The following is a 25,696-nucleotide window of genomic DNA, read 5'->3' as shown; positions in this document are numbered from 1 at the left end:
CTTTCTATCAGTGGTTCGTCCGGGTGGACGACAAGGCCAGGTTTTCTTCGGATTGACGGGAGTTCTTCAGCTGCGCGATCCACTGCGGGTCGAAGCTGCTGAGGTCGTTGGTCATTGGCAGATAACGTTCGGGGAATTCCCACACCACCACTTGTGGTGCGGCGTTCTTGAAGGCATCGCTTTGCAGGTACTTGAGCATTGGCAACAGCGGGCCGTGGCCGTCTTCGGCGTAGTTGGCGACGTCGCTGTGCAGCGCCTGCTGCAGCGCACCGAGGAAGTTCCAGTGCGGGTTGGCGCTGTAGCTGGTGCCCACCAGGGCGACCGGGATCTGGTTGTCGGCGAACAGGGCGTCGTCGCCATCGCTTTCGGCCTCGGCCGGCCGGGTCGTGCGTTGCTGCAGGTTGTCCGGGGTCGGCAACAGGTTGCTGAACAGTGGGTCCAGGGGCAGGAAGTTGGTCAGGTCGCCCTTGTAGGGGGCGGTGTTGCCCGCTTCGGTGATGAAGGTCTGCGGCTCGCCATTGAGCAGGCGCTGGCGGCTGACCGCTTCGCCCAGTGCCTGCGCTACCACTTCGGCGCCCATTGGCGTCCAGTGGGTGTCGGTACGCAGGAACACCTGGCCACGGGCCTTGGCCTGTTCCAGTGCGGCCATCAGGTCGGGGGCGAACACATTGGCCTGGCGCGCCTGGGCATGGAACTGGTTGTACAGATCGTCATGCAGGCTGGCCGGTTGCTCCTTGCCGATGTACTCGGCGTACACCCGCGCCTTGGCCGGGATGATCGCCAGCACCAGTTGGCTGCCATGCTGCTGCAGGGTGTCGCGCACGCCGCGGATCAGCGCCAGGTTGTCCTGCATCAGCTGCTCGGCACCGGCGGTGGGCTTGAACTCTTCGTCGCTGAACAGCCACTGGTCGCGGCCCAGCACCACGCCCGGGCGGCCTTCGTTGAACAGCTTGAAGTCCAGCGCGGCCCAGAGATTGGTGCCCAGCCGCTTGATCGGGAACTGGTCGTCGTAGTGGGTCTCGGCGGCCTTGGCCAGCTTGCCGTTGAGCAAGGTCATCTGCTCGGTACGGTGGAAGCTGTCGAAGCCACCGGTGGACCAGGCGCCCATGCCCACCAGCAGGCCGAGGAACGACAAGGAATAGGTAATGCGTAATGTCCGGTTCATGTCATCCGCCTCAGAACTGGAAGTACAGGAACGGCGAGTAGCTCTGCGCCGAAAGCTTGAGGATCGAGGCCGCGAACAGCAGCAGGATCAGGGCGCGGCTCATCACCCGGGTCCAGTCCAGGCCGATCGAGCCATCGGCGTTGACCTGCACCGGGGTAGCGTTCGCCGTTGGCCTGGCGTTGCGGTAGAAGTCGCGCAGGCCGAAGAACGCCAGGGTGATGTAGGCGATCACCAGGGTCGCTACCTGCAGGCCGGTGAGCTGGGCGCGGTTGAGTTCCGACAGCTGCCACTCGCCGAAGCTGAACATGGCGCCGTACATGCGTGCGGCGACGTGCAGGTTCTCGGCACGGAAGATCACCCAGCCGACCACCACCAGCAGGAAGGTGAAGGCCCATTTGACCGGGTTGAAGCGCTGCGGGTTGGTGTCGATGCCCAGCGCCCGCTCGATCGCCAGCCACAGGCCGTGCCAGGCGCCCCAGATGATGTAGGTGAAGTTGGCACCGTGCCACAAGCCGCCCAGCAGCATGGTCAGGAACAGGTTGCGGTAGGTGTTGAAGGTGCCTTTGCGGTTGCCGCCCAGGGTGATGTACAGGTAGTCGCGCAGCCAGGTCGACAGGCTGATGTGCCAGCGCCGCCAGAACTCGGTGATCGACTGGCTGATGTACGGCTGCTTGAAGTTCTCCATGAAGCGGAAGCCCATCATCAGGCCCAGGCCGATGGCCATGTCGCTGTAGCCGCTGAAGTCGAAGTACAGCTGTGCGGTATAGGCCAGGGCGCCGAGCCAGGCATCACCTGTGGTCGGGTTCTGCAGGGCGAAGCAGTGGTCGGCCACCACCGCCAGGGTGTCGGCGATGAACACCTTCTTGATGAAGCCCTGCATGAAGCGGGTGCAGCCTTCGGAGAACTTGTCCAGGGTGTGGGTGCGGTTGTTGAACTGGTCGACCAGGTCCTTGAAGCGCAGCACGGGGCCTGCGATCAGGTGCGGGAAGATCGCCACGAATGCCGCGAAGTCGATCAGGTTGCGGGTGGCCGGGGTGTCGCCGCGGTACACGTCGATGATGTAGCTGATCGACTCGAAGATGTAGAACGAGATACCGATCGGCAGCAGCACGTGGGTAAGGATGAACGGCTCCAGGCCGAACGAGGTGATGATCGCGTTGAGGCTCTCGACACCGAAGTTGGCGTACTTGAAGTAGCCGAGGATCGCCAGGTCCACACCGACGCCGAGCAGCAACCAGCGCTGGGCCGGTTTGGTGCGCACGCCGGCGGCGCCGACTTTCAGGCCGATCCAGTAGTTCCACAGGGTCACGCCGGCGAACAGGGCGAGGAAGTCGACCCGCCACCAGGCGTAGAAGATGTAGCTGGCGACCAGCAGTAGCAGGTTGCGATAGCGTTGCCCGCTCAAGTAGTACAGGCCGAGGAAGATCGGCAAGAACAGGAACAGGAACACGTTGGACGAGAAGACCATCCCGGTTCTCCTTGTTGTTCACAGCATCCGGGGCAAAGCGCCCCCCAAACCCCCCAGTACAAGACTGAAAGGCGATTAGGTCCCTGTGGGAGCGGGCTTGCCCTCGAAGAAGCTTTCGCGGTGCATGCCAAGGGCTTCGCCCTTGTTCGCGGGCAAGCCCGCTCCCACAGGTTTCACTCCCACATCGGGAGGTATTACTTCTTGCTTTCAGCGTTCGGGTCGTAAACCCGGGTCACATCGCCACCCAGCCTGAAGCTGTTGAACGGCTGCATGTGCTGCTTGCGCTGCAGGGTGTCGCCGACGCAGTGATAGAGCGCACACCACGGTTCGAGCCAGGAGTACTTGCTGTCGACCTTGAGGTCTTTCATGTCCTGCTTTTCGCCAGCTCGGGCCTTGAACTGACTCGGGTCGCGGGCACCAGCCAGCACGCCTTCACCCAGGCGCTGCAGGGCAAAGTTGTTCTCGCTGCGCAGGTCGACGTTGTTGGCCTGGGCGAAGCTGGCAATCATCGCCAGCGGTGGCAGGGCGTAGTTGTGGTAGGCCAGGGCACGCTGGCGGCGCTTGAGCTCGTTGGGCAGGAAGCCCTGGTCGTCGACCTGGTTGGCGCCGACCTTGTATTCCTTCACGGCCCAGTCGAAAAGATCGCGGCGGTCGGTGGCCACGGCAGTGGCCATTACCGACCAGGCCGCCCAGTAACTGTGGTTGTTGATCTTCTCCAGCGGCAGGTTGCTCCAGTCGCGCACGGTCTGCTCGGCGAGGCGGGCGAACCACTTCTCGATCAGTTCGGCCTCGGCCTGGTGCGCGGCCAGCGGCTGCGAGTTGGAGAACTTCAGGCGCAGCCACGACCCGCTCATGCTGCCCAGCGCCCATTTGCGCATGGACTTGCCGGTGTGGTTGTAGTCGGTGGACAGCAGCGCATCGGCGCGTGCCCAGGTACCGAGCCAGGTCAGGGTGCAGTCGAGCTGCGCCGGACGGCCGTCACGCATGTACTGGCCGACCATCTTGCTCACGCCCTTCTCGAGTGTGGTGATGTCTTCGGTGGACTTGCGGAACGCCTTTTCCGAAGCGACGTTGAGCGTCGCCCGGGCCTTGTCCGAACCTTCGTACTTGCTGCGGAACTGCAGTGCCCCGGTGTAGGGCTTGGGCGCAGGCGCGCAGTGGAAGTTGCCGTCGCTGGTCTTGAGCTTCTCGATGCCCTCGTAGTAACCCTGCGGGGGCACCAGCGCGGCATGCGCGGCGCCGCCGCACAAGGCGAGGGCGAGCAGGGCAGGGCTGGACAGTCGCTTGAGCTTGTTCATGATCGCCTCACTGGCCGGCCTGCGCAGTCTGCGCGGGCACGGCGAAGTTGTTGCGTTTGCAGAGCTTGGCCTCGACTTTCTGGGTGCCGCTTTCCGGCCCCTGAACCTCGAAGGCCAACAGGTTCTGGTTGGCCCAGTCCTCGTCTTCGCGCATCTGGAAGACGAAACGGCCATCGGTGTCGGAGGTTTCCGGTTTTTCCAGCTTGATGTCCTCGTGGCGGCCATTGAGGTACCACAGGGTGGCCTGCAGCACCTTCACCGAAGGGTCCTCGAACTTGATGTCCATCTGCAGGTTGCGGTTGACCAGGTCCTTGATCACACCGCCCTTGCCGTTGACCATCAGCTCGTTCTTGCCAGGCTTGAGCGTGGTGCTGGCGCTCATCAGTGCCGGGCGCGCGTCGCAGCCGTCGTCGAGCAGGCCGAGGATCTGCCGCCAGATGGTTTCCTGGTCCAGGCGGTACAGCGGCGAGAATTCCCAGATCAGAATCTTCGGCGGGTTCTTCTGAAACTCTTCGCTGCCCAGGTACTGGATCATCGAGCCCTCCAGGCCGCCACCGGGGAAGGCGACGTTGAGCACGTCGGCGCCGATGTACTGTTCGAGGAAACCGGAGAAGTTGTAGTTCTTGCCACTGTGGCTGGTGCCGACCAGGGTGATCTGGGCGTTGCCGCTGTCACCGAACAGGTCGTCTCCACCGCCGTCCGAGCCCTTCGGCTCGGTGGCGAACTGGTCCATGTACTGCACGGCGTAGCTGGTGCCGCAGAGCTGGCCGGCAACGTTGTGCAAGGTACCGGTCTTGCCCATGCGCCCGGACTTGTGGGTTTCGAACTCCTTGCGCGGGATGCCTTCGAAGGCCGGCATCTGGTGCACGGTATCGGCCACGATTTTCGCTGCACGCTCGGCGCCGTACGGCGTCCAGTGCTGGTCACCACGGAAGTAGAAATCCTTGCCCTGGTCGGCGGCGGCCAGTTGCTCGTTGGTCAGCGGCGACAGGTCGGGCACGTTGTAGCCCATGCTGGCGAAGCGCTTGAGCATGGCCTGGTAGTTGCCCAGTGCCTTCTGGTAGTCGAAGGCGGCTTTTTCTTCGGGCTTGAGCATGTTGCGGTTCACCAGGCCGCGGGTCGGCTGGTAGACCACGACCAGTTCCACACCGCGCTTCTTGAACGCGTCATGCACCTGCTGCAGGCGCTTGTAACCGGCCGGCGTGGTGTTGAACTCGGTGCGCAGGTCTTCGCGGGTACGGAACAGCCAGTCGCCCTGGGCCTGCACCAGCGTGGTGAAGTTCTGCTGGTAGCGCGTGGTGTAGCGGCTGGCGTCATGCGCTTCGGGGCACAGCTGGCAGCAAGGCTCGGCGGTGAAGGTCGGGGCCTTCACCTCGTCGGCGCGCACGCCCTGGCTGATGGCCAGGAGGGCGGCGGACAGGCCCAGCAGTTTCATCAGGTGTGGAGTCATGGTCTGGGCTTCCTTAATCGATCATTTCGGTCTGGCGTTCGACCGGGTCGATCAGCACGGCCTTCTGCTGGCGCACCAGCAGGTCGAGGATTTCGTCTTGGCGCTCGCCGAGGATGCCGTTGAGGCTGATGCCGCTGGCTTTGCGCGGGGCGAGCATGGACACCTTGTACAACTCGACCGACAGCGGAGAGTCGATCGACAGCGGGCCGGAGCCGTTGGCGGCCAGCTCGCCGCCGACCACGATCAGCGACACCTTGGTGTCGAACGGGTCCAGGGCGATGTCGCGGTCGGTGTCGGACAGGTCCTTGATGTGCCCGTACACGCCGACCAGCCCGTTGGCCACGGCGACGTTTTCGTACAGGCGGATGTTCACGCTGTTGCGCACGCGGATGCCGTGGCGACGGTTGTTGATCAGCTTGTTACCCCAGATCAGGTTGTCGCCGCTTTCGTACAGGGTGATGCCGTCGGTGTGGTTGCGGTAGATCTCGTTGTAGGCCACCAGGTTGTTGACGCTGTTACGGTCGATCACAACGCCCGAGAGCTTGTTGTCGTAGCTCTTGTTGTTGATGATCCAGCTGTCGTTGACCTCGCGGGAAACGATGATGCCGTGCTTCTTCTTGGTGCCGTACACGGTGTTGCCGGCGATGATCAGGCGGTGTGACCGGTCGTGCGGGTCGATGCCGTAGACGATGTTGTCGTGGTAGGTGTTGTCCTTCACCACGAAGTCCTGGGTCTCGTAGCAGTAGAAGCCGTACCACATGTCGCTGAACGTCGAGCCGATGATCCAGCCGGTCGGCTCGGGGCGGCCCATGCGTTGGGACATGTTCGGCGTGTACTGCGAAATGCTCACGCCGTACGACTTGGACTTGGCATAGCCGAAGCTGGCCATTTTCGTGTTGACGATGTAGGTCTCGGTACCGCCCCACGACAGCAGGAACGGGCGGAATTCCTTCGGCGAGCGGAAGGTCGCCGGGCCGTTGTCCTTCTCGCGCCAGCCGGTCACCTGGGTGTCGGTGACGAACAGCTTGCCGTCGTTGACCAGGAACGAGCCGCCTTCCTGGGACAGGCGCAGCTGCTTGACCTTGCCGTCGATCTCGAGAATGCCCTTCTGCCCGACCACGATGGGCAGGCGCGCCAGGTACACGCCGGGTTCGACTTCGCTGAGGTACTGCTTGGGCAGCTTCTTGCTCAGCTCGACCAGGTCGACATGGCCGTCATCGATGAAGATTGCCTGGGGGATGCCGTGCTGGCGCTGCACCCATTCGGCGGCCTTGTTGTCGCCGCCGACGAATTCCTTGAGGGTGTCCTCCTGGAACATGCGGCGCACACTGACCTTGCCCTTGTGGCGGCGGTCGATCTTCTTCTGCACTGCTTCGGCGGTGTAGCCGGTCAGGTCGGGCAGCTTCGGCGGGTCCATCTGCAGCGGCTCGATCGGTGCGCTGGCCACGGTGTAGGTCTTGGCCTGCTGCAGCTCCTTGGCGATCACCTGGGGCTCTGCGGCGGCGGCCAGGCCGCTGGCCAGCAGCAGGGCGCTGGCCAGGAGGCTGTGACGGATGTGCGGGTGAAGGTTCATTGCTAAGGTCCTCTCCCGGCCTCAGAAGCGCCAGATCACGTCGACGAAGGCACGGTGCATGTACGAGTCCGCTTCCTTGCCATAGGCATCGCCCGGCTTGAACACACCGGCGCGCAGGCGCACCAGGGCGGAAGGTTCGTCGATCGCCTGGCTCATCGACGCCGGCAGCAGGCCTTGCTTGAAGTACTTGGTGACGACCACGTCCATTTCCTGGCCGAGGTCTTTTTCGCCATCGACCAGCGGGCGGTTCACGCCCTCGTCGTTGACCACCGCGTTGATGCCGCTGGAACCGATGTTCTGGTTGCCGTCGACGCGCCAGAACTTGTGGTAGATCAGGCTGGCGTCATAGTCGTCGCGCAGCTGCCAGGAGGCGAACAGGGTGGCCGCCTGCAGGTTGCCCAGCTCGCCCCGGAAGGCTTCGCCGAAGCGGTGCACGCGCGAACGGGTGCCGGTGAAGTTGGAGCGGTTGCTCTCAAGGCCGGTCTGCTCGAAGTTGTTCGAACCGTCGTCGCCACCGCCGCCGCTGCCACGGGCATAGGCGGCACCGACTTGCCATTGCGGGTCAAGGCGCAGACGGATGCCGAGGTCGGTGGCCCAGGCGTTGACGTTACCGCTCTGCTTGCCGGTCGCCACGGTGTCGTTGCCGACGGTCTGGCTGCTCAGGGTATCGCGGTCACCGGTCAGCCAGGTGACGCTGCCCCAGTAGTTGACGGTGTGGTCGTTGCGCCAGTTATAGGCGTCGCTGTTGGCTTCAAGGCCCAGCCAGGTGAGGTCGCCGGTGCGGGTCTTGTCCAGGGCGTCGACGGTCTCGCCCGGGTTCTTCAGGCTGCCGCTGTCATGGGTGTGGTGGGCGCGCAGGCCGACCCAGTGGCCAGGGGTCCACTGCGTGGCGACGTTACCGTAGATGTGCGTGCGGTCCTTGTCTTCCGGGGCCAGTTCGGTGAGGTCGGTGCGGTACTCGCTGAAGCGCTGGGCCACGCCCAGGTCGGCCTTGAGCAGGGTGGTGTCGAAGGTCCAGTTCAGCGCTTCGATGTTGGTGTCGCGCCACATGCCGTCGTCGCTGCGCAGGCGCTGGCGGCCCAGGCGCAGCTGCTCGCCCGGGTAGGCGGTGAGGCCGCTGTAGCCGACCCAGAACTCGCGCATGGCCAGGTAGCTCTTGTCCTGCTTGCGGCCGTCGGCGGCGGTGTCGGTGCTGGTGCCGTCGTCGTTCTGGCGCAGGGTGTCGGTTTCGATGGTGTCGGTGGCGGTGACCGCCTGGCCCATGGCGTAGGCGCTCCAGTTGCCGCGCTCGCCGTACACCCAAGGGCGCAGGTCGAGGCCCAGGCCGTTGACGTCGCCGCCAGGGCGGGTACCGAGGTCACGGTCGTCTTCCGACTGGCCGGTGATTTTCACATCCAGGCCGAAGTTTTTTTCAGCGGTCATATCCGCCAGGGTCGGGCAGGACCACAGCAGGGCGAAGCTCAGGCCGATGCCGGCTTTCACGAATGGATTGAGCGTCATAGCGAGTCCTCACCTTCTACTTCTTTTTCGTCGTCTTGCAGGGCTTCGAGGGCCAGGGTGCTGTTGGCGCCCTGACCCATGCTGCCGCGGGCCTGCTTCTCCTGCGCCAGCAGGCTCTGCGCCTGGCTGCGCTGGTCAGGCGTGAGTTGCTGGTCGAGCTGTTGCAGCAGTTCGCTGGACTGGGGCGTCGGGTTGGCCTGGGCGAGCTGGGCGAACACCCAGGCGTTGCCAGGTTGCGGGCGAATGCCGTGGCCTTCACTGAACAGTTGGGCGAGGGCGTAGTCGGCGCTGTTCTGGCCGCCGCGGGCCGCGGTCAGCAGGTGGTCGACGGCCTTCTGGGGTGCGACGTTACCCAGGTAACCACGGCGGTACAGCTGGCCGAGGTAGTAATGGGCGCTGACTTCGCCAGCCTCGGCGGCAGCCTGCAGGTGTTGTTCGGCCTTCACCGCATCGGCGGGCAAGGTCTTGCCTTCGTAGTACAGGCGGCCCAGCAGCAGCTCGGCGCGTGGCTGTTCAGCTTCGCGGCCCTTGTCGATGTAGGCCATCAGCTGGTCGGTGTCGCCCAGCTCGGGGAAGTCGTACAGCAGTTGCGCCAGGCTGACCCATGACGCCGGGTTGGCCGGGGCGACCTGTTCGAGCAGGTCCTTGGCCGTTTTCTCGTCGGTCTGGCCGAGGCTGCGGTCAGCCAGCACGCGGGCGACGCTGTCGACCCGGGTGGCCGGCACCGCGCCACGGGCATAGGCAGACTTGAGCTGGCCGAGCAAGGCGGCCTGTTGATCAGCCTGTCCGCGCTTCTGGTACACGGTGGCCAGCTCGACGTAGCAGATGTCGGTGGCGTTCAGCGCCGCCTTGCAGATTTTTTCGACCTCACCCAGGTGCTGGTCGTAGGTGCCCTGGGTGCGGTACAGCAGCACCTGGGCCAGGCCCGCTTCCGGGTTGCCGGCGGCGCGCCACTGGTCGATCTGCTGCTGGGCGTTGACCTTGGGGAAGCTCTGCGGGTAGGTCAGGTAGAGCATTGCCAGTGGGATCAGGGTATTGCTCTCACCTTGCTTGGCGGCGAGCTTGAGCAGGTTTTCGGCTTCTTCGCGTTCGGCCTGGGTGCTGTCGGGCTTGGCCACCAGCAGGCGGCCGAGGCGGGCCTGGGCTCGCGGCGAAGTGGCGGCGGCCGCGCGGTAGGTAGCTTCGGCTTCCTTGATTTTCGCCGGGTCGCGAGTGGATACCTTGATGTCGGCCAGGCCTACCTGGGCATCGCTGTAGCCGAGGTCGGCCAGGGCCTTGTAGTTGCGCTCGGCCAGCGCGGTGTCGCCACGCTTGAGGGCTTCGTTGGCCAGACGTTGGTCGGGCAGGCCCGCACAGCCGGCCAGGGCGACCGCCGCAGCCAGGGCACAAAGGCCCAGGCTCGCGCTTTTCTTGTGGGCAATCATCACGGTGTCCTCTTACAGGCCACGAGCCACGGCTTTGTCGATCAGCCAGTTCAGCGAAGGGCCACGGTCGCTGTTGACCGAGGCGGGGCGCCCGGCCAGTTCAGCCGGCATGGCACTGTCGGGCTTGATCTGCACGCGGATATCGGAGGCCAGGTCATCGCTGTTGAGGCTGGCGCTGCTGACGATCTGGCCGGTGCGCACTTCGTCTTCGCCGGCCACCTGGAAGTTGACCCGTGTGCCTGGCTTGACCTCGTCGAACTGGCGGTAGCTGAAGCGTGCCTCGACCATCGGCGTCGTGGTGCGCGGCACCAGCTGGAAGATCGGCTGGCCCTTGGCGGCGTATTGGCCGTCGTCCACCAGCTGGCGGGCGACCACGCAATCGCAAGGGCTGGTGAGGGTGCCGGACAACTGCTTGCCGAACAGCTCTTCGATTTTTGCCGGCTCCAGCTGCGAGTCGTCCAGGTTGCCCTTGAGCATGTCCAGCATGCTGGTGGTGAAGCTTGCCAGCGGCGCGCCCTTGACGATCTGCCCACCGGTTTCGGCCAGGCTGTTCACGGTCCCGTCGCGCGGCATGGTGACGGTGGTGGTGGGCACCGCGACCACGCCGGCCTCGGCATGGCTGACGAAGTACATGCCGTACAGCGACTTGGCGACAAAGCCAAAGGCGGCCACGCCGACAACGAACACGCCGAGGGTCACGGTCACCGCCTTGAGCCGGCCGAAGGCAGACAGGCCGGAGCCACCGTCCTTCTGCTTGCGGGCCTTGGTGAAGTTGTCGCGCTGCAGGGTGCTGAGCACATCGCCCACGGTGATCAGCTCACCCGACAGGTGGGTGGTGATGATGTGGCGCAGGGTGGCGATGTCGCGCGGCTCAAGGTTCTGGAACTGCGCGCCGGTGCGGCCGCTGCCCGCGTTGTAGGAGCGCACCTGGAACTCGATGTCCATCGACAGGCCGAGGTTGTCGACCGTGAACTGCAGGCGGCCGCGCAGCACTTCACCGACCGACAGTGGCTGTTTGGTGTGGAAGCTCAGGCCACCGGCGGAGAGGTCGTCGACCTTCACATCGTGGGCCTGGCGCTCTTTGTCGAGGAAGCGCAGCTTGGCGGGGATGCGCACCCGGGCGTGTTGGCGCTGGGCTTCGGACTCATGCACGACGTTGACGTTCACGGCGGTATTCATCTGGTTTTGTTCCTGTTAGTTCCGATCCGGGTTGGGCTCACACGACCATGAACAGCACAGCGACGAAGATGCTGGCAGCCGAGAAGGTCATGGTCCGCGAGGACCAGGTGTTGAACCATTGTTGAAAACTGGCGAGGTCACGCTTGAGGGCAGTCGGCTGGCGGGTCCAGGACTGCTTGTCGAGGCGGAAGAACACGTAGATCTTCATCAGCGCGCCGACGATCTGGTTGTAATAGAGAATCAGTGGGTAGGCCGGGCCTACGTTGTGGCCAGAGCACAGCAGCATGATGGTGAGGATCAGGCGGGTGATGCCGATCCACAGCAGGTACACCAGCAGGTAGGCCATGCCGAACTTGAGGCTGGCGATCACCGCCACGGTCAGGCCGAGCAGGCTGGTCCACATCGACACGCGCTGGTCGAACAGCACGATGCTGGTGAACAGGCCCAGGCGGCGCAGGCCAAGGCCCAGGGCGCGGGAGTTCTGCCGCAGGTTGTTGCCGTACCAGCGGTACATCAGCTTGCGGCTGGCCTTGAGGAAGCTTTTTTCCGGCGGGTGCTCGACCGTGTTGATCGCCGCATCCGGCACGTAGAAGGTGTCGTAGCCAAGGCGCATCAGGCTGAACCAGCTGGACTTGTCGTCACCGGTGAGGAACTTGAAGCGGCCAAGGCGCCAGTGCATCAGCGAGTCGCTTTCGACGTCGGCGATGAACTCGGGGTTGGTCACCACGCTTGCGCGGAACATCGACATGCGCCCGGTCATGGTCAGCACGCGCTTGGACAGGGCCATCGAGCACATGTTGATGTGGCGCTGGGCGAAGCGCAGCTTGTGCCACTCGCTCATGATGTAGCCGCCGCGCACTTCGCAGAATTCGTTGGTGGTCAGGCCGCCGACGTTGGGGAACAGCTTGAACCACGGCACGGTCTTGCGCACCACGCCTTCGCCGAGCACGGTATCGCCGTCGATCACCGCGACCACGGCGTTTTCGTCCGGCAGCATTCGCGAGATGGCGCGGAAACCATAGGCCAGGCCGTCACGCTTGCCGGTACCGGCGATGCGCACGATGTCCAGGGTGACGTGTGCGGGTGGGTTGTACCTGGCCCACAGGCTCTTCACCAGCAGTTCATCGGACATCTCCACCAGCGAGCAGACCACGGTGGTGGGGTAGCCGCATTCGATCGCTTCGCGGATCACCGAGCTGTACACCTGGGCGGTGGTCAGCGCTTCGATACGGAAGCTGGTGACCATCAGGTACACGTGCGACGGCGCGGTGGAGTCGCCCATCTTCTGCACTTTGCGGCGCAGGTACGGATAGACGCCGTAGAGGAAGATCATGCCGCGGATGAAATGGGTGGCGCCCATGGAATAGCGCCAGATGCCGACTGCGCCGACCAGGAAGATGAAGTGCTTCGACTGCGAGTCGAAGATATCGGCTGGCAGGGCCAGGGCGATCAGCATGAGCAGGCTCATGTAGAGCAGCCACCCGGCGCACTGCAACAGCACTGTCTGGAGCCTTTGCATGTTCAGCATCCGTCAAGAATTCGGGAAAGGGTGGGCAGCGGGGGCGCTTGCGCGAGCACTCCGCTGCCCGGCCGAGCACTTACCAGCAGATGCCTTCGGTGCGGCTGGTGGTGCAGGTCGGTTTGCTCATGAAGCCGACCAGGTCGATCACCTGCTTGCCTGCCGGCGCTTGCTCGGCAAGGGCGCGGAATTGCTCGTCACGATTACCCAGGACGATGATGTCGGCGTTGGCGATGACCTTCTGGAAGTCGGCGTTGAGCAGCTTTGATACGTGCGGGATCTTCGACTCGATGTACTCTTTGTTCGCCCCGTGGACGCGGGCGTACTCGACGTTCTCGTCGTAGATGTCCAACTGGTAGCCCTTGCCGATCAGGCGCTCGGCCAGTTCTACCAGCGGGCTTTCGCGCAGGTCGTCGGTGCCGGCCTTGAAGCTCAGGCCGAGCAGTGCGACCTTGCGCTTGTCGTGGGCTTCGATCAGCTCGAAGGCGTTCTGCACCTGCGACTCGTTGCTGAGCATCAGCGAATCGAGCAGCGGTGCACGCACGTCGAGGGAGGCAGCGCGGTAGGTGAGGGCCCGCACGTCCTTCGGCAGGCACGAACCACCGAAGGCGAAGCCTGGGCGCATGTAGTACTGCGACAGGTTCAGCACCTTGTCCTGGCAGACCACGTCCATCACGTCACGGCCATCGACACCGACGGCTTTGGCGATGTTGCCGATCTCGTTGGCGAAGGTGACCTTGGTGGCATGCCACACGTTGCAGGTGTACTTGATCATCTCGGCCACTTCGATCGGCTTGCGGATGACCGGCGCGTCGAGCTCTTCGTACAGGGCTTGCAGTACATCACCGCTGGCCTTGTCCAGTTCACCGATGACGGTCATCGGCGGATGGTCATAGTCCTTGATCGCGGTGCTTTCACGCAGGAACTCCGGGTTCACTGCCACGCCGAAGTCGACGCCGGCTTTTTTGCCCGAGCAATCTTCGAGAATCGGGATCACCACGTTCTTCACGGTGCCCGGCAGCACGGTGCTGCGAACCACGATGGTGTGGCGGCGTTCGCTGTCGCGCAGGACGTAGCCAATCTCGCGGCACACCGACTCGATGTACTCCAGGCCCAGGTCGCCGTTCTTCTTGCTTGGGGTGCCAACGCAGATCATCGATACATCGCTGGCACGGATGGCCTCGGCGAAGTCGGTAGTGCCACGCAGGCGGCCGTTGGCGATGCCTTGCTGCAGCAGTGCTTCCAGGCCAGGTTCGACAATGGGCGACTTGCCCTGATTGATCAGGTCGATCTTGGTCTTGGACACGTCCACACCAATCACGTCATGGCCTCGCGCCGTCAGGCAGCCTGCACAGACCGCACCCACATAACCCAAACCAAAGATGCTGATACGCATCGCTATCACCTCGTGTGTTTATCACGCCAGCTCCTCCGGGAAGAGCCGGACTGGGTTGATTAACAACAGTTTTCGGGCGCACGGGTCCATGGCGAAAGCTCACTTCGCCGCGCGCAGGCATGAATAAATCCGTCGCGCACAAAGTTGTGCGCTAAAAAAAGGCAGTCATAAGCCAGTATTTAAGTGGCGTGCCCTGTCATGCAGCCGTCTTTATTGCAAGGCGCTACTTGGCGCTTTGCTGTGCTTGTTCTTTCAAGTGGAAAAATCCTTTGAAATCAACCACTAGGACGATTTGTAAGGGCGCGTCAGTCCTCCATGAATCGGGTTCTAAAACGAGCCCGTTGCACCTTCCTAAGTTAACAAGGTGGTAGTAGATACCTGCTGCTTGTCATCTGTAAGTCATCTCTCACAACCCGAGGGCATGAAATTCGTTACGGCAGTATGAGCGGTTGCTCGCAGGAGAAGTTCCGGGGTGGGTTTCGCATCCATGAAAGATTTCTAAATAATTTTTCAGTGGCAAATACTTTCAATTTGATAGCACGTCGCAGTTTCACCCCCGGTTATAAAGGACGAGACTGAGGCGCGCTGTTGTTATGCCAGCATGCAAAAATATTTTTCAAAATTCGTCAAAAAAGTACGAACGGTCTTATGGCGTTTGGCGATAGCGACCATCATGACGAAATATTGACGACGTAAAATTGACACGTCGTCGTTGTGCAAGGCTGCGCTTGGATGGTGCAGAGGCACACATTCCGAAACACTCAAAGGCCTTACGATTGCTAAGGTTTCTCCGTTGTCCGCCGTTAAGCCCTTTGGACGCTCCCAAGAGCTGTCCATGAACGAAGGAGCGTCTTGGGCAGCCCGGGCCATTGGCCAGCGGGAGCGTCTCATCCATCTAACACAGGGAAGAGACGAGAAAACGCTAATGAAAAAGACACTGCAAATCCTCACGGCCAGCGCTTCGCTGCTGGTAGCCGGCATGGTGCATGCGGGGCCTCCCGTCGAGGTCACCATCAAAAATCTTGGGACCCAACCGGCGACCATGAAGCTGACAACCTCCAACGAGACCAGCACGTATCAGATTGCCAATCCCCAACCTGCCAGGACAATTGATCCAGGTTCTTCGACATTCATGCGCGTCCAGCGGGTGACCAGCCCGGATATGAATGCGGCCATGATCCGCTACACCATCGGTGGGAAGACCTGTGCGTTTGGCACGACCTATCAGATGCGAATGCTGCCAGGTGGAATCAAACAGCCACAGTGGACCAAGACGGCAACACCGAGCGGGGGAGCAACTTGCACCGCAACGATTGTCAGCACTGCAGCTGATTACGCTTGGAAAGTTGAATTCACCATGAAGTAAGAACGCGTACCGGGTGCCAGTGTCTTCATTGCTTGCTGGATGATGTGCGGGCACCTGTTCTATGCACAATAAATAACTCAGTAGAGGTCTCTATGGTGAGCAGCATCCGTGATCATGGAAAATTTGAAAGTGCGCCAGTCATCTCGTCATCAGCTGGACAGTCGGAGGTAAAAATGCCCACCCAAACGGCAGTTTCCATGGGTGAGGATTTGGTGGAAAAAGATCAAAGGCTGTCCGGATTGGCAAAAAAGCTGAGTGCTGCAGCTGAACGTGCAGCCCAAAGGGATAGTCATCTTTCTCGTAGTGAACTGGCGGAGTTGGCTGCGCGAAACATGGATCGGCTCAATGGGTTGACTTATTCATTGGCAAAGGATTTTTATGATTCTGAATTGCCCGATACCGACGATGAGGAGTGGCTCGAGCGGGCGGGCAAGGCCAACGATTTCGCGACGGGAAAGGGGCCAAACCCATTCAAGGGCTTCAGCCGCGAGCAGCTGAGCCTGATCATTCATGATGAGAGTGGCGCCTTTACTGTAAGTGAGCGCCGCGCTGCCCAGGCAGAAAAAACAGCTCAGCACAACGAATGGGCGCAGTACATAATCGGAAAGATGAATGCAGAATATAGGCTCACCGGACGAAGTGACCAAGGCCTGCGTGAAATTGTCGGTTTTTATAATTCGTTACCACCGATTGAAGTTGCGGAGTTTGGTAATTATCAAGCCAATATCATGATGCAGTTGTCGACGCATGAAGTGGAATGGCCAGAATTCAAAACGTCCTTGATGGATTTGCTTGCTAGTGAGTGGGGTAAAGATTTCCTGGCTTCGCGCGATTCGGCTGATTCAAATAAAGAAGTCGACAATGTATCGGATGATAACGTATGAGTTCGATCATAACGCTGCAGGGCATTACCCGTCTGTTGAGCGGGCAGCCCGTCTTGAGTGATGTGTGCCTGTCCATTTCGCGTGGTGAATCGTGTGCCATCGTTGGGGCTTCGGGGTCAGGTAAAAGTACTTTGCTGAATTTGATTGGGCAGCTAGATCAACCTTGTCGTGGAACCTTGCTGATTGATGGCTACGACATGACCGACGCGGGGCCCGACCAGCGTGCCGTCATGCGCAACCGCCTGCTCGGCTTCATCTTTCAAAGCTTCAACCTGCTGCCACGTCTGTCCGCCCTGGACAACGTCGCGCTGCCGCTGTGTTATCGCGGCATCCCCCTGTCGACGGCACGGCAAGCCGCGCACAGTCAACTGGTGAAGGTAGGCCTTGAACACCGAGCCAGTTACCGGCCCGCTGACCTCTCCGGCGGCCAGCGTCAGCGTGTGGCAATCGCCAGGGCGCTGGTCACCGACCCCAAGGTACTGCTTGCCGATGAGCCTACGGGAAGCCTTGATAGCGACACCGCTCAGGACATCGTGGGGCTGCTGGTGGCGCTGAATCGTCAGCAAGGCACGACGGTACTGATGGTTACCCATGACCCAGCACTGGCGCGGTGCATGGACCGACGCCTGCTGGTGCATGAGGGTGCTGTATTCGATGCCTGAACGGTACGGACCCAGCTGGCCGCATCGCTTCGCTGAAGCGCTGGGCAGTGTGCGACAGCTGGGCACTCGAGCCTGGCTCGCGCTACTGGGCATTGCTGCTGGCTGCGCCGCGCTCGTGGCGTTGATGAACATCGGCCACAGCGCTTCGCAGCATGTGCGGCAGATGTTTCAAGGATTGGGTAGCGAGTTACTGGTGGTCAGCCTGGAAGCCAGGGACGAGGGCCCCGGGCTGATGCAACTGGCGCTGGCCGGCCTGCCCCCCGGCATCCGTGCTGCGGCACCGCTGGCGGTCAGCGTGGCCACGGTGCGATTCAACGCAGTGAACGTCGAGGCCATGATCGCAGCAAGTACTTCGCAGTTGATCGAAGTACTCGACCTTCGGGTTGCTCGAGGCCGGTTGTTGTCGCGTCACGATGACCCGGCCCGGCATGTGCTGCTGGGGGCTTCGCTTGCCAACCAGCTGCGGGCGAGCAGTGGCGATCGTTTGCAATTGGGTAGCTATGTCTTCGATGTGATTGGTGTGCTTGCCCCGCGTGGGTTCAACCCCGTGCTGCCGGTCAATTTCGACGACGTCGTATTGATGCCGCTGGCCGGTGTGCGCCGCCTCGATCCTGTGCCTGAAGTCGCCGCGCTGGTGGCGCTAGGCCAGGATGCCGCAACCTTGCCGCTGGCCGCCGAGGCGCTGGCGCAGTACCTGCAGGCCCGCCTGCCCCGGCATGACGTGGATGTTCAACTGCCTCGGCAGATGCTGCAGAGCATGGCTGCTCAGTCGACGATGATGACCTGGATGCTCGCAGGTACCGCTGCCATCGCGCTGCTGCTCGGCGGTGTCGGAGTGATGAGTGTCATGGTGATGAATGTGCTGCAGCGCCGCCGCGAAATAGGCGTACGCCTGGCATTGGGCGCGCGTGGCCGTGACATTGCCTGGTTGTTCTTGCTCGAAGCGCTGTTGTTGTCGGTCGCCGGTGCTGTGCTGGGGGTGATGCTTGGATTGGGCGCCGCCTGGTTGTTCGCACTCGCCAGCGGCTGGCGCTTTGCACTGGATGCAGGGTCGCTGCCGGTAAGCATCGGCATTTCGCTGATGCTGGGGCTGGTCTTCGGTTTGCAGCCTGCGTTGGTCGCTGCGCGGTTGCAGCCGGTAGTGGCTCTGCGTGATGACTAAGCGATTGATGGCCGTCTGGGCCTTGTTTTTACCGTTGCTGGCATTGGCCGACAGCGGGTTACGGCCGTCCCGGCCGACGTTGCCGCATGCGCCACCGGTGAGCGCCTTGTCGGTCGCGCACGACGGTGTGGTGGCTATCGAGCTGGTCGATGCGATTGCGTTGGCCTTGCGCGACAACCGTGCGATCCGCAGTGCCTACCTTCAGCGTATCGCGCAGAAGTTCGACTTGCGGGTAGCCCGCGACCATTACGCCCCGCAACTGTCACTCAAGGCTCGCTACTCAGGTAATCGCAACCACAGTGATCGCTACCGCGAGGCGCAGCTGACACCGGCAGCGAGCCTGCTCACGCCCTTCGGCACGCGCCTGAGCCTCGACTGGGCGTATGGCCATACCCGTGCCGATGGTGCTGGGCGACGCTTCAGCGATGGCGCGAATTTCCTGATCATTCAACCGCTGCTGCGCGGTGCCGGGCGCGAAATCGCCAGCGCGCCTCTGCGCCAGGCGCGCCTGGCCGAGCAGTTGAACCGTCTGGCGCTCAAAGACGACGTTATCCAGATCATTACCCGTACGATCACGCTGTACCGCAGCCTTTTACGCGCACAGGAGCAGCTACGCATCGCCGATGACGGCCTTCTGCGTTCGCGGCAATTGGTGGCGGTGAACCGGGAGCTGATCGCTGCCGGCCGTATGGCTGCATTCGACATCGTTCAGGCCGAGGCAGAAGTGGCCAGCCAGGAGCTGGCCCGGGAAGGTAGCCGCAATCATCTGCAGCAAAGCCGCCTGGCACTGGCGCAGCTTTTGGCCATCGACCTGTCCACGGAACTGAAGGCTGTTGAAGCGCTGCATGTCGAGCCCTTGCAGGTGGATATCGACCAAGCGCTGGCCCGGGCAGAGCTGCTCCAGCCCGCTTACTTGATGCAACGTGTGGCCAGCGAGCAGGCACTGATCGACCTGCAGGTCGCGCACGATGCGCAGTGGTGGAACCTGTCGCTGGTGGGTGGTGCCAGTCAGCTGCGTGAGCGGCCAGGCAATGAGCGTACCTGGGAGCACTATGTGGGGCTTGAGCTGGAGGTGCCGATCAACGATGTCAGCCGGCGCCAGGCCTTGGTACGGGCGCAGGTCAGCGTGGACCAGCAGGCATTGAGCCAGGCCGAATCGCGTCAGCAATTGCAGCGGGAAGTGACCAGCGCCGTACGGGATATTCAGGTGCGCTGGCGTCAGCTGAAACTTGCCGAGCGGGCGTTGGCGTTGTCGCGGCGCACGTTCGATATCGAGCAGGAAAAACTGGCAGCCGGGCGCTCCAGCAACTTTCAGGTGCTGAGCTTCGAAAGCGACCTGCGTTACGCGCAAAGCACGCACCTCGATGCCACCCTCGACTATCTGGATGCCCAGGTTGTGCTGGACCAGGTAGTGGGGTCCACGCTCGAAAGCTGGGAGGTAGCGCTCAATGACTAGGCGATGGTGGCTATTGCTGGGGGGCGGCATGGGGCTGCTCCTGGCAGTTGCATGGTTGGCATGGCCAGAAGTGCCGGGGCCTGCGGCGCAACGCTGGGTGCCAGTCGAACCGCAGCGACTGGAAGTTCGCCTCGGCCTGGTCGGCAAGCTGCAGGCTGGGCGTCAGATGATCCTCAGCGCGCCTTTCGATGGCACGCTGGAGGCCTTGTGGGCGCATGAAGGGCAGCGGGTGGCCGCGGGCCAGCCGTTGCTGCGCCTGGCGACCGCACACATCGACATTCAGTGGCGCCAGGCTGAGGCCGAGCGGTTGAGTGCCCAGGCATTGGTCGATCGGTTAGGTACATGGCAAACCAGCCCGGAAGTTGCTCGCAGCGTGCGTGCACTGGGCGCTGCGCGTAGCGCACTCGCCGCTGGCCAGGGGGCGCTGGATGAGGCGCGTCGGCTGTTCGAGCGCGGTATTGTGGCGCGCATCGAGGTCGACAGCCTCCAACAGTCACTGCAGGTGCAGCGTGAAGCTGTGCTGGATGCTGAAATGGAGCTGCAGCAAACGCGGGCGAGAGGGCAGGGTGAGGCGCTGGCCATTGCCGAAATGACACTGGCAAACGCGCAGGCGCGGTGGCAGGCGTTGACGGCAATGCGTGAGCAAAGGGTGATCAAGGCCCCCTTCGCTGGCCTGCTGACACGCGCAGATGACAGCGCTACCGGCACCGCGCGGCAGTTGCAAGCGGGTTTGCCGGTGACCCAGGGCTTGCCGCTGCTGATACTGAGCGACCTTGAGCACTTGCAGGTGATTGCCAAAGTGCAAGAGAGCGACCTTGCTGAATTACGTGAAGGGATGTCCGCGCAGATCACCATCGCTGGGCGCGCGTTTTCCGGTCGTCTACGGCACATCGGCCAGCAGGCTCGCAACGATGCTGGGCAGGGGGCGTGGTATGACGTGGGGGTGGATCTGCATCTGCCCCAGGAACAGCCGCAACCCAGTCTGCGCCTGGGGATGAGTGCGCAGTTGGCGGTGCTGACGCATTGCCAGGCGCATGCGCTGGTGGTACCTGCCGAGGCGTTGCAAGAAGATGACGCAGGCCAGCCCTATGTCGTTTTTCGCACGGCCGGCGACCCTGCGCCGCGCAGGGTTCGCGTGCTGCCGCAAAGGGTGGTTGAGCAAGGCGTAGCGGTAACCGGGCTTCAGGCAGGCTTCGTGCAGCTTCCTTAGGGGCCGCGATTCGGCCCGATTGCCGGCAGCGTTTACTCGCCAGGGTGGTCGCGCAGGAACACCAGCTGGTCCGGCTTGGAGTGCTCGGCACTGTAGTAGTAGCCCTGCACATCGAACTGCTTGAGCTGCTCCGGGTCGTTGACCCGTTCCTGGATCACGAAGCGGCTCATCATGCCGCGGGCTTTCTTGGCGTAGAAGCTGATGATCTTGTACTGGCCGTTCTTCAGGTCCTTGAAGTCGACGTTGATCACCCGGGCTTTCAGGGCGCTGCGTTTCACTGCGCTGAAGTACTCGTTGCTGGCCAGGTTCAGCAGCAGGTCGTCACCCTGGTCGGCCAGCGCCTGGTTCAGCCATTCACTGATGCGCGTGCCCCAGAAGGCATACAGGTCCTTGCCACGGGCGTTGGCCAGCTTGGTGCCCATTTCCAGGCGGTAGGGCTGCATCAGGTCGAGGGGGCGCAGCAGGCCGTACAGGCCGGATAGCATGCGCAGGTGCTCCTGGGCGTAGCTGAAGTCATCCTCGCCGAGGGTTTCGGCGTCCAGGCCGGTGTACACGTCACCTTTGAACGCCAGCAGCGCCTGCTTGGCGTTGGCCGGGGTGAAGTCCGGTGTCCAGCTGCCGAAGCGCGCGGCATTGAGCCCGGCGAGCTTGTCGGACAGGTGCATCAGCTCGCTGATCTGCGCTGGCGACAGTTCGCGCAACTGCAGGATCAGTTCCTGGGAATCGTCCAGGTATTGCGGCAGGGTGAAGCGCTCGGTCACCGGCGCGGTGTCGTAGTCGAGGGTCTTGGCGGGGGAAATCACCGTCAGCATCGGGTCGGCTCCTGGAATCGTTGCGGTGAATTCTACGGATAGCTGCCGGTAACGCCAAACTATGGCGACAATAGTCACAGACCATCGCCGAAGCAGGCGCTATAGTGCGCGTTTTGGCCGTCACGGAGAGACCGATCGTGCGCATTGTCGGGGCCTTGCTGGCCATGTTGTTGAGCCTGACCGCCCAGGCCGCCCCCATGCCCCCGGCCAGCCTGGACCGCAGCCTGTGGCCCGAGCAGCTGGACAGTCCGGTGCTGTTCGACGTCGCCTCACGGGCCGAGATCCTGTCTTTTGCCCAGGTGCTGCATGAAAGCGAGCTGCTCGATGATGGCGCGCTGGCGGCTCGGTTGGGTTTGCGACAGATAAACCTGCAGAAGATCCGCGCCGTGCGCGCACAGATGTGGCAGCGTCTGTGGCAGGGTTACCAGCAGGCTCAGCGCAGCTGCGAGCAGGATGCCTCGTTCTGCTATCTGCTTGAGTCAATGGCTGACTTGCGCACCAAGGCGGCGACGTTCGCTACTGATGTCGGCACGTTTTATACAGGTTGGGTTGAGCCCAGTCATCAGTTCCATGTTCGTTATCTGGATGAGCAATTGCGCAAGGCAGCGTTGCTGCCGCAGACCAGCAGCGAGGTCGAACGGCTGTCCAGCCGCGAGCGCAATGGCGATGAACTGAACGACCGGATGTTCCTGCTGACCTTTGTCGGTGGCCCGGCGCCCGATGGCGGTAGCACCGACGCGCTCACCGAATACCTGCGCAAGCAGAAACTGCCAGGCACCTTCTTTGTATTGGGCAACCGCCTGCAGCAGCGGCGCGACACCGGCGCGGCCAATACGCTGAACCACCTCTACGCCGGCCAATGCGTGGGCATCCAAGGTTGGGAGTACCGCTCGCACGCCCAGTGGCAGGGCTGGCAGGATTCGATCAGGCGCGCCCAGGCCCGGGTCCAGGCCGACCTGCCGGCGCAATACGTGCCGCTGTTCCGCCCGCCCTACGGCCAGCGCCGTGCCGACGGCGAAGCGTTCATGGCCAGCCAGCAGCTGCGGGTGTCGCTATGGGACATCGATGCTCAGGATGATGGGCCGCTGACTGCCGACGCTTCGGCCCAGCGTGTGATGACCCTGATGCTGCTGTGGCGCAAAGGCGTGATCCAGTTCCATGACAGCCTGCCCAAGGCCCAGCCGGCGGTCGAGTGGCTGCTGCACAGCACGGTGCAAAGCGGAATCGGCTGGGAGGACTGCCGTGATTACGCTTATCGCGAATAGAGGGTATGACTTCTGACTGTAGACCCGTGCGGCCTTGCCGCCAAGCGTTCTTCGTCAAACCGAAAAATAAACTTCAAAAACGCGTAAAAATGCTTTTTTTGGTCATCGTTTTTGCGGTATGAAGAAACCAGACAGCCGATTCCTGCAGCACAGGTGGCGTCATCCAGGCCCACCTTGCCAGGTACGCTTCCCGCCCGTAGCAACGCGGATACGGGGAGAACGGCAGTCACTCTGCGGCGCACTACAGAGCGTGCCGTGTGGCTTCGACATAAGGTGACCGAGTATGGATGACCAAGGACGCACCCCTTCCTCCAGCAAGCCAATCCTCTATGTGCTCGATACCAACGTCCTGATTCACGACCCCAACGCATTGCTCAACTTCGAGGAGCACCACGTCGCCATACCGATGACGGTGCTGGAGGAACTCGACAAGCTCAAGACCGGTAAACAGACCATCGCCGCCGAGTGTCGCCAGGCCATCCGCCTGATCGACCAGACCCTTGGTGACGCTTCGCCCAGCGATGTCGAGCAGGGCGTGCCGATCCAGCGTGGCAAGAGCGGGCCCAAGGGTTATCTGTCGATCCTGATGAGCCCGCGCAACGAACCCAGCAAGTTGCTGCCGGAAAACCTCAACGACAACATCATCATCAACACCCTGCTCGACGTACGCAGCCGGCGCACCGAACTGGACGTGGTGCTGGTCACCAAAGACATCAACATGCGCCTGAAGGCGCGCGCCTGCGGGATCGCGGCCGAGGACTACAGCACTGACCAGTTGGTCGATGACGTGTCTTTGCTGTCCAAGGGTTATCACTCGGTCACCGGCTCGTTCTGGGACCGCGTCAGCAAGGTGGATACCCGTCAGGAACGTGGCCGCACCTGGCATCGGGTGCAGATGATCGACAACCTGCCTGCGGTGCACATCAACGAGTTCATCATTGACGAGCAGGGTTTTGTCGGCTGGGTAAAAGGCATCCGTAACGACGAACTGCTATTGCTCGACCTGCACCAGGAGCCATTGCTGCACCAGGAAGCCTGGGGCCTGAAGCCGCGGGACATTCATCAGAGCCTGGCGCTGTTTGCCTTGCTCGACCCGGATATCCACCTGGTCAACCTGACCGGCGCTGCCGGCTCCGGCAAGACCATCCTGGCCCTGGCCGCGGCCATCGAGCAGACCATGGTCAGCAAGCGCTACCGGCGCATCATCGCCACCCGCAGCGTGCAGGGCCTGGACCAGGAAATCGGCTTCTTGCCGGGCACCGAGGCGGAGAAGATGGAGCCTTGGCTGGGTGCCATCACCGACAACCTCGAAGCCTTGCACATGGACGACGAAAGCACCCATGGCAGCGTCGAGTACATCCTCGAACGCGTGCCGCTGCAGTTCAAGTCGCTGAACTACATCCGAGGGCGCAGCTTCCAGCAGAGCCTGATCCTGATCGATGAGTGCCAGAACCTCACGCCGCACCAGATGAAAACCATCATCACCCGTGCCGGCTCGGGTTCCAAGGTGGTGTGCCTGGGCAACCTGGCGCAGATCGACACACCTTACCTGTCCGCGACCAGCTCGGGACTCACCTACCTGACCGAGCGCTTCAAGGACTTCCCCCATGGTGTGCACATCACCCTGCAGGGTGTGCCACGCTCGGTGCTGGCCGAGTACGCCGAGTCGCATCTGTAACCGGGTCTTAGGAGCGGCCTTGCGTCGCGAAAGGGCCGCAAAGCGGCCCCGCAATCTCAGCAGTGATGCATAGATTGCCGGGGCTGCTAAGCAGCCCGTTCGCGACGCAAGGCCGCTCCTACAAGTGGGGCGAGTATTCACGACGGATACATTCCTCTGCTCAAACCTGACCCACAGGTTTACACTCTCTGTTCCCTTCACAGGAGCAGAGCAGTGCTGACACATCTTGATTCCCAGGGCCGCGCCAATATGGTCGACGTCACTGAAAAGGCCGTGACCGAGCGCGAGGCCGTGGCCGAGGCGCGGGTGCGCATGTTGCCGCAGACCTTGCAGATGATCGTCGATGGCGAGCATCCCAAGGGTGATGTGTTTGCCGTGGCGCGAATTGCCGGCATTCAGGCGGCGAAGAAGACCAGTGACCTGATCCCGCTGTGCCACCCGCTGATGCTGACCAGCGTCAAGGTCGAGCTGAGCGCCGATGGCCAGGACGCGGTGCGCATTGTCGCGCGTTGCAAGTTGGCCGGGCAGACTGGCGTCGAGATGGAAGCGCTGACCGCCGCAAGCGTCGCGGCGCTGACGATCTACGACATGTGCAAGGCCGTGGACAAGGGCATGGTCATCGAGCAGGTGCGCCTGCTGGAAAAGGTCGGTGGCAAGAGCGGGCACTACAAGGTGGACGCATGATGAAGGTCAAGGTGATGTACTTCGCCCGTTACCGCGAGCTGCTGGGCGTCGATGGCGAGCGCCTGGAAGGCGAGTTCAAAGTGCTTGAAGACGTGCGCCAGGCGCTGGTGGCCAAAGGCGGGCAGTATGCCGTGCTGGCCGAGCAGAACCTGATGTGCGCGCGTAATGAAGAGCTGTGCCGGCTCGACGAGCCGCTGGAAGAGGGCGATGACGTGGCGTTCTTCCCACCGGTGACCGGAGGCTGAACATGGCAGTGCGAGTGCAGCAAGGGGCGTTCGACCCGGGGGCCGAGGTCAATGCCATGCAGGCGGCCAATGTTGGCGTCGGCGCCGTGGTCGGTTTCGTTGGTTATGTGCGCGATTTCAATGACGGCCGGGAAGTGGCGGGGATGTTCCTCGAGCACTATCCGGGCATGACCGAAAAGGCGCTGGCCAAGATCGTGGTCGAGGCCGAGCAGCGCTGGCCGTTACTCAAGGTCGAAGTGCTGCACCGCATCGGTGCACTGGAACCAGGCGAGCCGATCGTCTTCGTTGGCGTGGCCAGTG

The 25,696-nt window shown here is 62.5% G+C and carries 23 protein-coding genes; 11 read left to right on the top strand and 12 right to left on the bottom strand.

The genetic code is table 11. The annotated features are described in order from the left end of the window. Positions 1-7 precede the first annotated feature (7 nt). From APH27_RS12010 to APH27_RS26405, 11 genes are all read right to left on the bottom strand, one after another. Positions 8-1,165 (bottom strand): alginate O-acetyltransferase, encoded by a 1,158-nt coding sequence (locus APH27_RS12010; RefSeq protein WP_060484902.1) that lies wholly within the window; start codon positions 1,163-1,165, stop codon positions 8-10. A gap of 10 nt (positions 1,166-1,175) precedes the next feature. Next, entirely contained in the window at positions 1,176-2,633 is a 1,458-nt protein-coding gene (locus APH27_RS12005) for an MBOAT family protein (protein ID WP_060484901.1), read from the bottom strand. A 194-nt stretch (positions 2,634-2,827) separates the two neighbouring features. Continuing rightward, positions 2,828-3,931, bottom strand: coding sequence for a mannuronate-specific alginate lyase (locus tag APH27_RS12000; RefSeq protein WP_027918479.1), 1,104 nt, complete (start codon positions 3,929-3,931; stop codon positions 2,828-2,830). Between the two features lie 7 nt (positions 3,932-3,938). Then, positions 3,939-5,381 (bottom strand): alginate O-acetyltransferase, encoded by a 1,443-nt coding sequence (locus APH27_RS11995; RefSeq protein WP_027918480.1) that lies wholly within the window; start codon positions 5,379-5,381, stop codon positions 3,939-3,941. A 13-nt stretch (positions 5,382-5,394) separates the two neighbouring features. After that, entirely contained in the window at positions 5,395-6,954 is a 1,560-nt protein-coding gene (algG, locus tag APH27_RS11990) for a mannuronan 5-epimerase AlgG (protein WP_027918481.1), read from the bottom strand. 21 nt (positions 6,955-6,975) lie between these two features. After that, positions 6,976-8,454: an alginate export family protein gene (locus APH27_RS11985; protein WP_060484900.1), complete on the bottom strand. Its 1,479-nt coding sequence runs from the start codon at positions 8,452-8,454 to the stop codon at positions 6,976-6,978. Next, positions 8,451-9,878 carry an alginate biosynthesis TPR repeat lipoprotein AlgK gene (gene algK / locus APH27_RS11980; RefSeq protein ID WP_060484899.1) on the bottom strand — a complete coding sequence of 476 codons (1,428 nt, stop codon included), beginning with the start codon at positions 9,876-9,878 and terminating at the stop codon, positions 8,451-8,453. The genes APH27_RS11985 and algK overlap by 4 nt, the downstream gene beginning before the upstream one ends. Positions 9,879-9,890: 12 nt before the next feature. Then, positions 9,891-11,057: an alginate biosynthesis protein Alg44 gene (locus tag APH27_RS11975; RefSeq protein WP_027918484.1), complete on the bottom strand. Its 1,167-nt coding sequence runs from the start codon at positions 11,055-11,057 to the stop codon at positions 9,891-9,893. Between the two features lie 37 nt (positions 11,058-11,094). Then, the gene (locus tag APH27_RS11970; RefSeq protein WP_177331668.1) at positions 11,095-12,576 is read right to left on the bottom strand and encodes a glycosyltransferase family 2 protein; all 1,482 of its coding nucleotides are present in this window, start codon (positions 12,574-12,576) and stop codon (positions 11,095-11,097) included. 79 nt (positions 12,577-12,655) lie between these two features. Further along, complete coding sequence (locus tag APH27_RS11965; RefSeq protein WP_060484897.1) at positions 12,656-13,972, bottom strand: nucleotide sugar dehydrogenase; 1,317 nt, start codon at positions 13,970-13,972, stop codon at positions 12,656-12,658. A 591-nt stretch (positions 13,973-14,563) separates the two neighbouring features. After that, entirely contained in the window at positions 14,564-14,809 is a 246-nt protein-coding gene (locus APH27_RS26405; RefSeq protein ID WP_156335877.1) for a hypothetical protein, read from the bottom strand. Here APH27_RS26405 and APH27_RS11960 point away from each other — a divergent pair. The 6 genes from APH27_RS11960 (at position 14,808) to APH27_RS11935 (ending at position 20,712) form a co-directional block, all read left to right on the top strand. Next, positions 14,808-15,338: a hypothetical protein gene (locus tag APH27_RS11960; RefSeq protein ID WP_256250579.1), complete on the top strand. Its 531-nt coding sequence runs from the start codon at positions 14,808-14,810 to the stop codon at positions 15,336-15,338. The two genes, APH27_RS26405 and APH27_RS11960, sit on opposite strands and share 2 nt — an antisense overlap. A gap of 92 nt (positions 15,339-15,430) precedes the next feature. Further along, positions 15,431-16,222: a hypothetical protein gene (locus APH27_RS11955; protein ID WP_156335876.1), complete on the top strand. Its 792-nt coding sequence runs from the start codon at positions 15,431-15,433 to the stop codon at positions 16,220-16,222. Further along, positions 16,219-16,884: an ABC transporter ATP-binding protein gene (locus APH27_RS11950; protein ID WP_060484895.1), complete on the top strand. Its 666-nt coding sequence runs from the start codon at positions 16,219-16,221 to the stop codon at positions 16,882-16,884. The genes APH27_RS11955 and APH27_RS11950 overlap by 4 nt, the downstream gene beginning before the upstream one ends. Continuing rightward, entirely contained in the window at positions 16,814-18,046 is a 1,233-nt protein-coding gene (locus tag APH27_RS11945; RefSeq protein ID WP_256250578.1) for an ABC transporter permease, read from the top strand. Before APH27_RS11950 ends, APH27_RS11945 begins: the two co-directional genes overlap by 71 nt. Then, the gene (locus APH27_RS11940) at positions 18,039-19,502 is read left to right on the top strand and encodes a TolC family protein (protein ID WP_060484893.1); all 1,464 of its coding nucleotides are present in this window, start codon (positions 18,039-18,041) and stop codon (positions 19,500-19,502) included. Before APH27_RS11945 ends, APH27_RS11940 begins: the two co-directional genes overlap by 8 nt. After that, on the top strand, positions 19,495-20,712 hold the full coding sequence (locus APH27_RS11935) for an efflux RND transporter periplasmic adaptor subunit (RefSeq protein ID WP_060484892.1): 1,218 nt from the start codon (positions 19,495-19,497) through the stop codon (positions 20,710-20,712). Before APH27_RS11940 ends, APH27_RS11935 begins: the two co-directional genes overlap by 8 nt. Before the next feature lie 32 nt (positions 20,713-20,744). On the opposite strand, the gene yaaA is transcribed toward APH27_RS11935, so the two are convergent. After that, positions 20,745-21,524: a peroxide stress protein YaaA gene (gene yaaA, locus APH27_RS11930; protein ID WP_060484891.1), complete on the bottom strand. Its 780-nt coding sequence runs from the start codon at positions 21,522-21,524 to the stop codon at positions 20,745-20,747. A 137-nt stretch (positions 21,525-21,661) separates the two neighbouring features. Here yaaA and APH27_RS11925 point away from each other — a divergent pair, with 137 nt between their 5' ends. The 5 genes from APH27_RS11925 to APH27_RS11905 form a co-directional block, all read left to right on the top strand. Beyond that, positions 21,662-22,789, top strand: coding sequence for a polysaccharide deacetylase family protein (locus tag APH27_RS11925; RefSeq protein WP_027918493.1), 1,128 nt, complete (start codon positions 21,662-21,664; stop codon positions 22,787-22,789). A gap of 283 nt (positions 22,790-23,072) precedes the next feature. Beyond that, positions 23,073-24,467, top strand: coding sequence for a PhoH family protein (locus tag APH27_RS11920; protein ID WP_060484890.1), 1,395 nt, complete (start codon positions 23,073-23,075; stop codon positions 24,465-24,467). A 213-nt stretch (positions 24,468-24,680) separates the two neighbouring features. Next, on the top strand, positions 24,681-25,151 hold the full coding sequence (gene moaC, locus APH27_RS11915; RefSeq protein WP_060484889.1) for a cyclic pyranopterin monophosphate synthase MoaC: 471 nt from the start codon (positions 24,681-24,683) through the stop codon (positions 25,149-25,151). Next, a complete protein-coding gene (locus tag APH27_RS11910; RefSeq protein ID WP_060484888.1) occupies positions 25,151-25,396 on the top strand; it encodes a MoaD/ThiS family protein in 246 nt (81 codons plus the stop codon). The genes moaC and APH27_RS11910 overlap by 1 nt, the downstream gene beginning before the upstream one ends. Positions 25,397-25,398: 2 nt before the next feature. Beyond that, a partial coding sequence (locus APH27_RS11905) for a molybdenum cofactor biosynthesis protein MoaE (RefSeq protein WP_060484887.1) occupies positions 25,399-25,696 on the top strand: 298 nt, incomplete at its 3' end.

This window comes from Pseudomonas sp. NBRC 111123, from assembly GCF_001320205.1.
Lineage (GTDB): Bacteria > Pseudomonadota > Gammaproteobacteria > Pseudomonadales > Pseudomonadaceae > Aquipseudomonas > Aquipseudomonas putida_J.
This window is presented reverse-complemented; position numbering and strand designations above follow the sequence as displayed.

Bases quoted from the DNA above. Each gene is read 5' to 3' on its own strand.
- APH27_RS12010 (WP_060484902.1), bottom strand. From the start codon at position 1,165: ATGAACCGGACATTACGCATTACCTATTCCTTGTCGTTCCTCGGCCTG.
- APH27_RS12005 (WP_060484901.1), bottom strand. From the start codon at position 2,633: ATGGTCTTCTCGTCCAACGTGTTCCTGTTCCTGTTCTTGCCGATCTTC.
- APH27_RS12000 (WP_027918479.1), bottom strand. From the start codon at position 3,931: ATGAACAAGCTCAAGCGACTGTCCAGCCCTGCCCTGCTCGCCCTCGCC.
- APH27_RS11995 (WP_027918480.1), bottom strand. From the start codon at position 5,381: ATGACTCCACACCTGATGAAACTGCTGGGCCTGTCCGCCGCCCTCCTG.
- algG (WP_027918481.1), bottom strand. From the start codon at position 6,954: ATGAACCTTCACCCGCACATCCGTCACAGCCTCCTGGCCAGCGCCCTG.
- APH27_RS11985 (WP_060484900.1), bottom strand. From the start codon at position 8,454: ATGACGCTCAATCCATTCGTGAAAGCCGGCATCGGCCTGAGCTTCGCC.
- algK (WP_060484899.1), bottom strand. From the start codon at position 9,878: ATGATTGCCCACAAGAAAAGCGCGAGCCTGGGCCTTTGTGCCCTGGCT.
- APH27_RS11975 (WP_027918484.1), bottom strand. From the start codon at position 11,057: ATGAATACCGCCGTGAACGTCAACGTCGTGCATGAGTCCGAAGCCCAG.
- APH27_RS11970 (WP_177331668.1), bottom strand. From the start codon at position 12,576: ATGCAAAGGCTCCAGACAGTGCTGTTGCAGTGCGCCGGGTGGCTGCTC.
- APH27_RS11965 (WP_060484897.1), bottom strand. From the start codon at position 13,972: ATGCGTATCAGCATCTTTGGTTTGGGTTATGTGGGTGCGGTCTGTGCA.
- APH27_RS11960 (WP_256250579.1), top strand. From the start codon at position 14,808: ATGAACGAAGGAGCGTCTTGGGCAGCCCGGGCCATTGGCCAGCGGGAG.
- APH27_RS26405 (WP_156335877.1), bottom strand. From the start codon at position 14,809: ATGGACAGCTCTTGGGAGCGTCCAAAGGGCTTAACGGCGGACAACGGA.
- APH27_RS11955 (WP_156335876.1), top strand. From the start codon at position 15,431: ATGGTGAGCAGCATCCGTGATCATGGAAAATTTGAAAGTGCGCCAGTC.
- APH27_RS11950 (WP_060484895.1), top strand. From the start codon at position 16,219: ATGAGTTCGATCATAACGCTGCAGGGCATTACCCGTCTGTTGAGCGGG.
- APH27_RS11945 (WP_256250578.1), top strand. From the start codon at position 16,814: ATGACCCAGCACTGGCGCGGTGCATGGACCGACGCCTGCTGGTGCATG.
- APH27_RS11940 (WP_060484893.1), top strand. From the start codon at position 18,039: ATGACTAAGCGATTGATGGCCGTCTGGGCCTTGTTTTTACCGTTGCTG.
- APH27_RS11935 (WP_060484892.1), top strand. From the start codon at position 19,495: ATGACTAGGCGATGGTGGCTATTGCTGGGGGGCGGCATGGGGCTGCTC.
- yaaA (WP_060484891.1), bottom strand. From the start codon at position 21,524: ATGCTGACGGTGATTTCCCCCGCCAAGACCCTCGACTACGACACCGCG.
- APH27_RS11920 (WP_060484890.1), top strand. From the start codon at position 23,073: ATGGATGACCAAGGACGCACCCCTTCCTCCAGCAAGCCAATCCTCTAT.
- APH27_RS11910 (WP_060484888.1), top strand. From the start codon at position 25,151: ATGAAGGTCAAGGTGATGTACTTCGCCCGTTACCGCGAGCTGCTGGGC.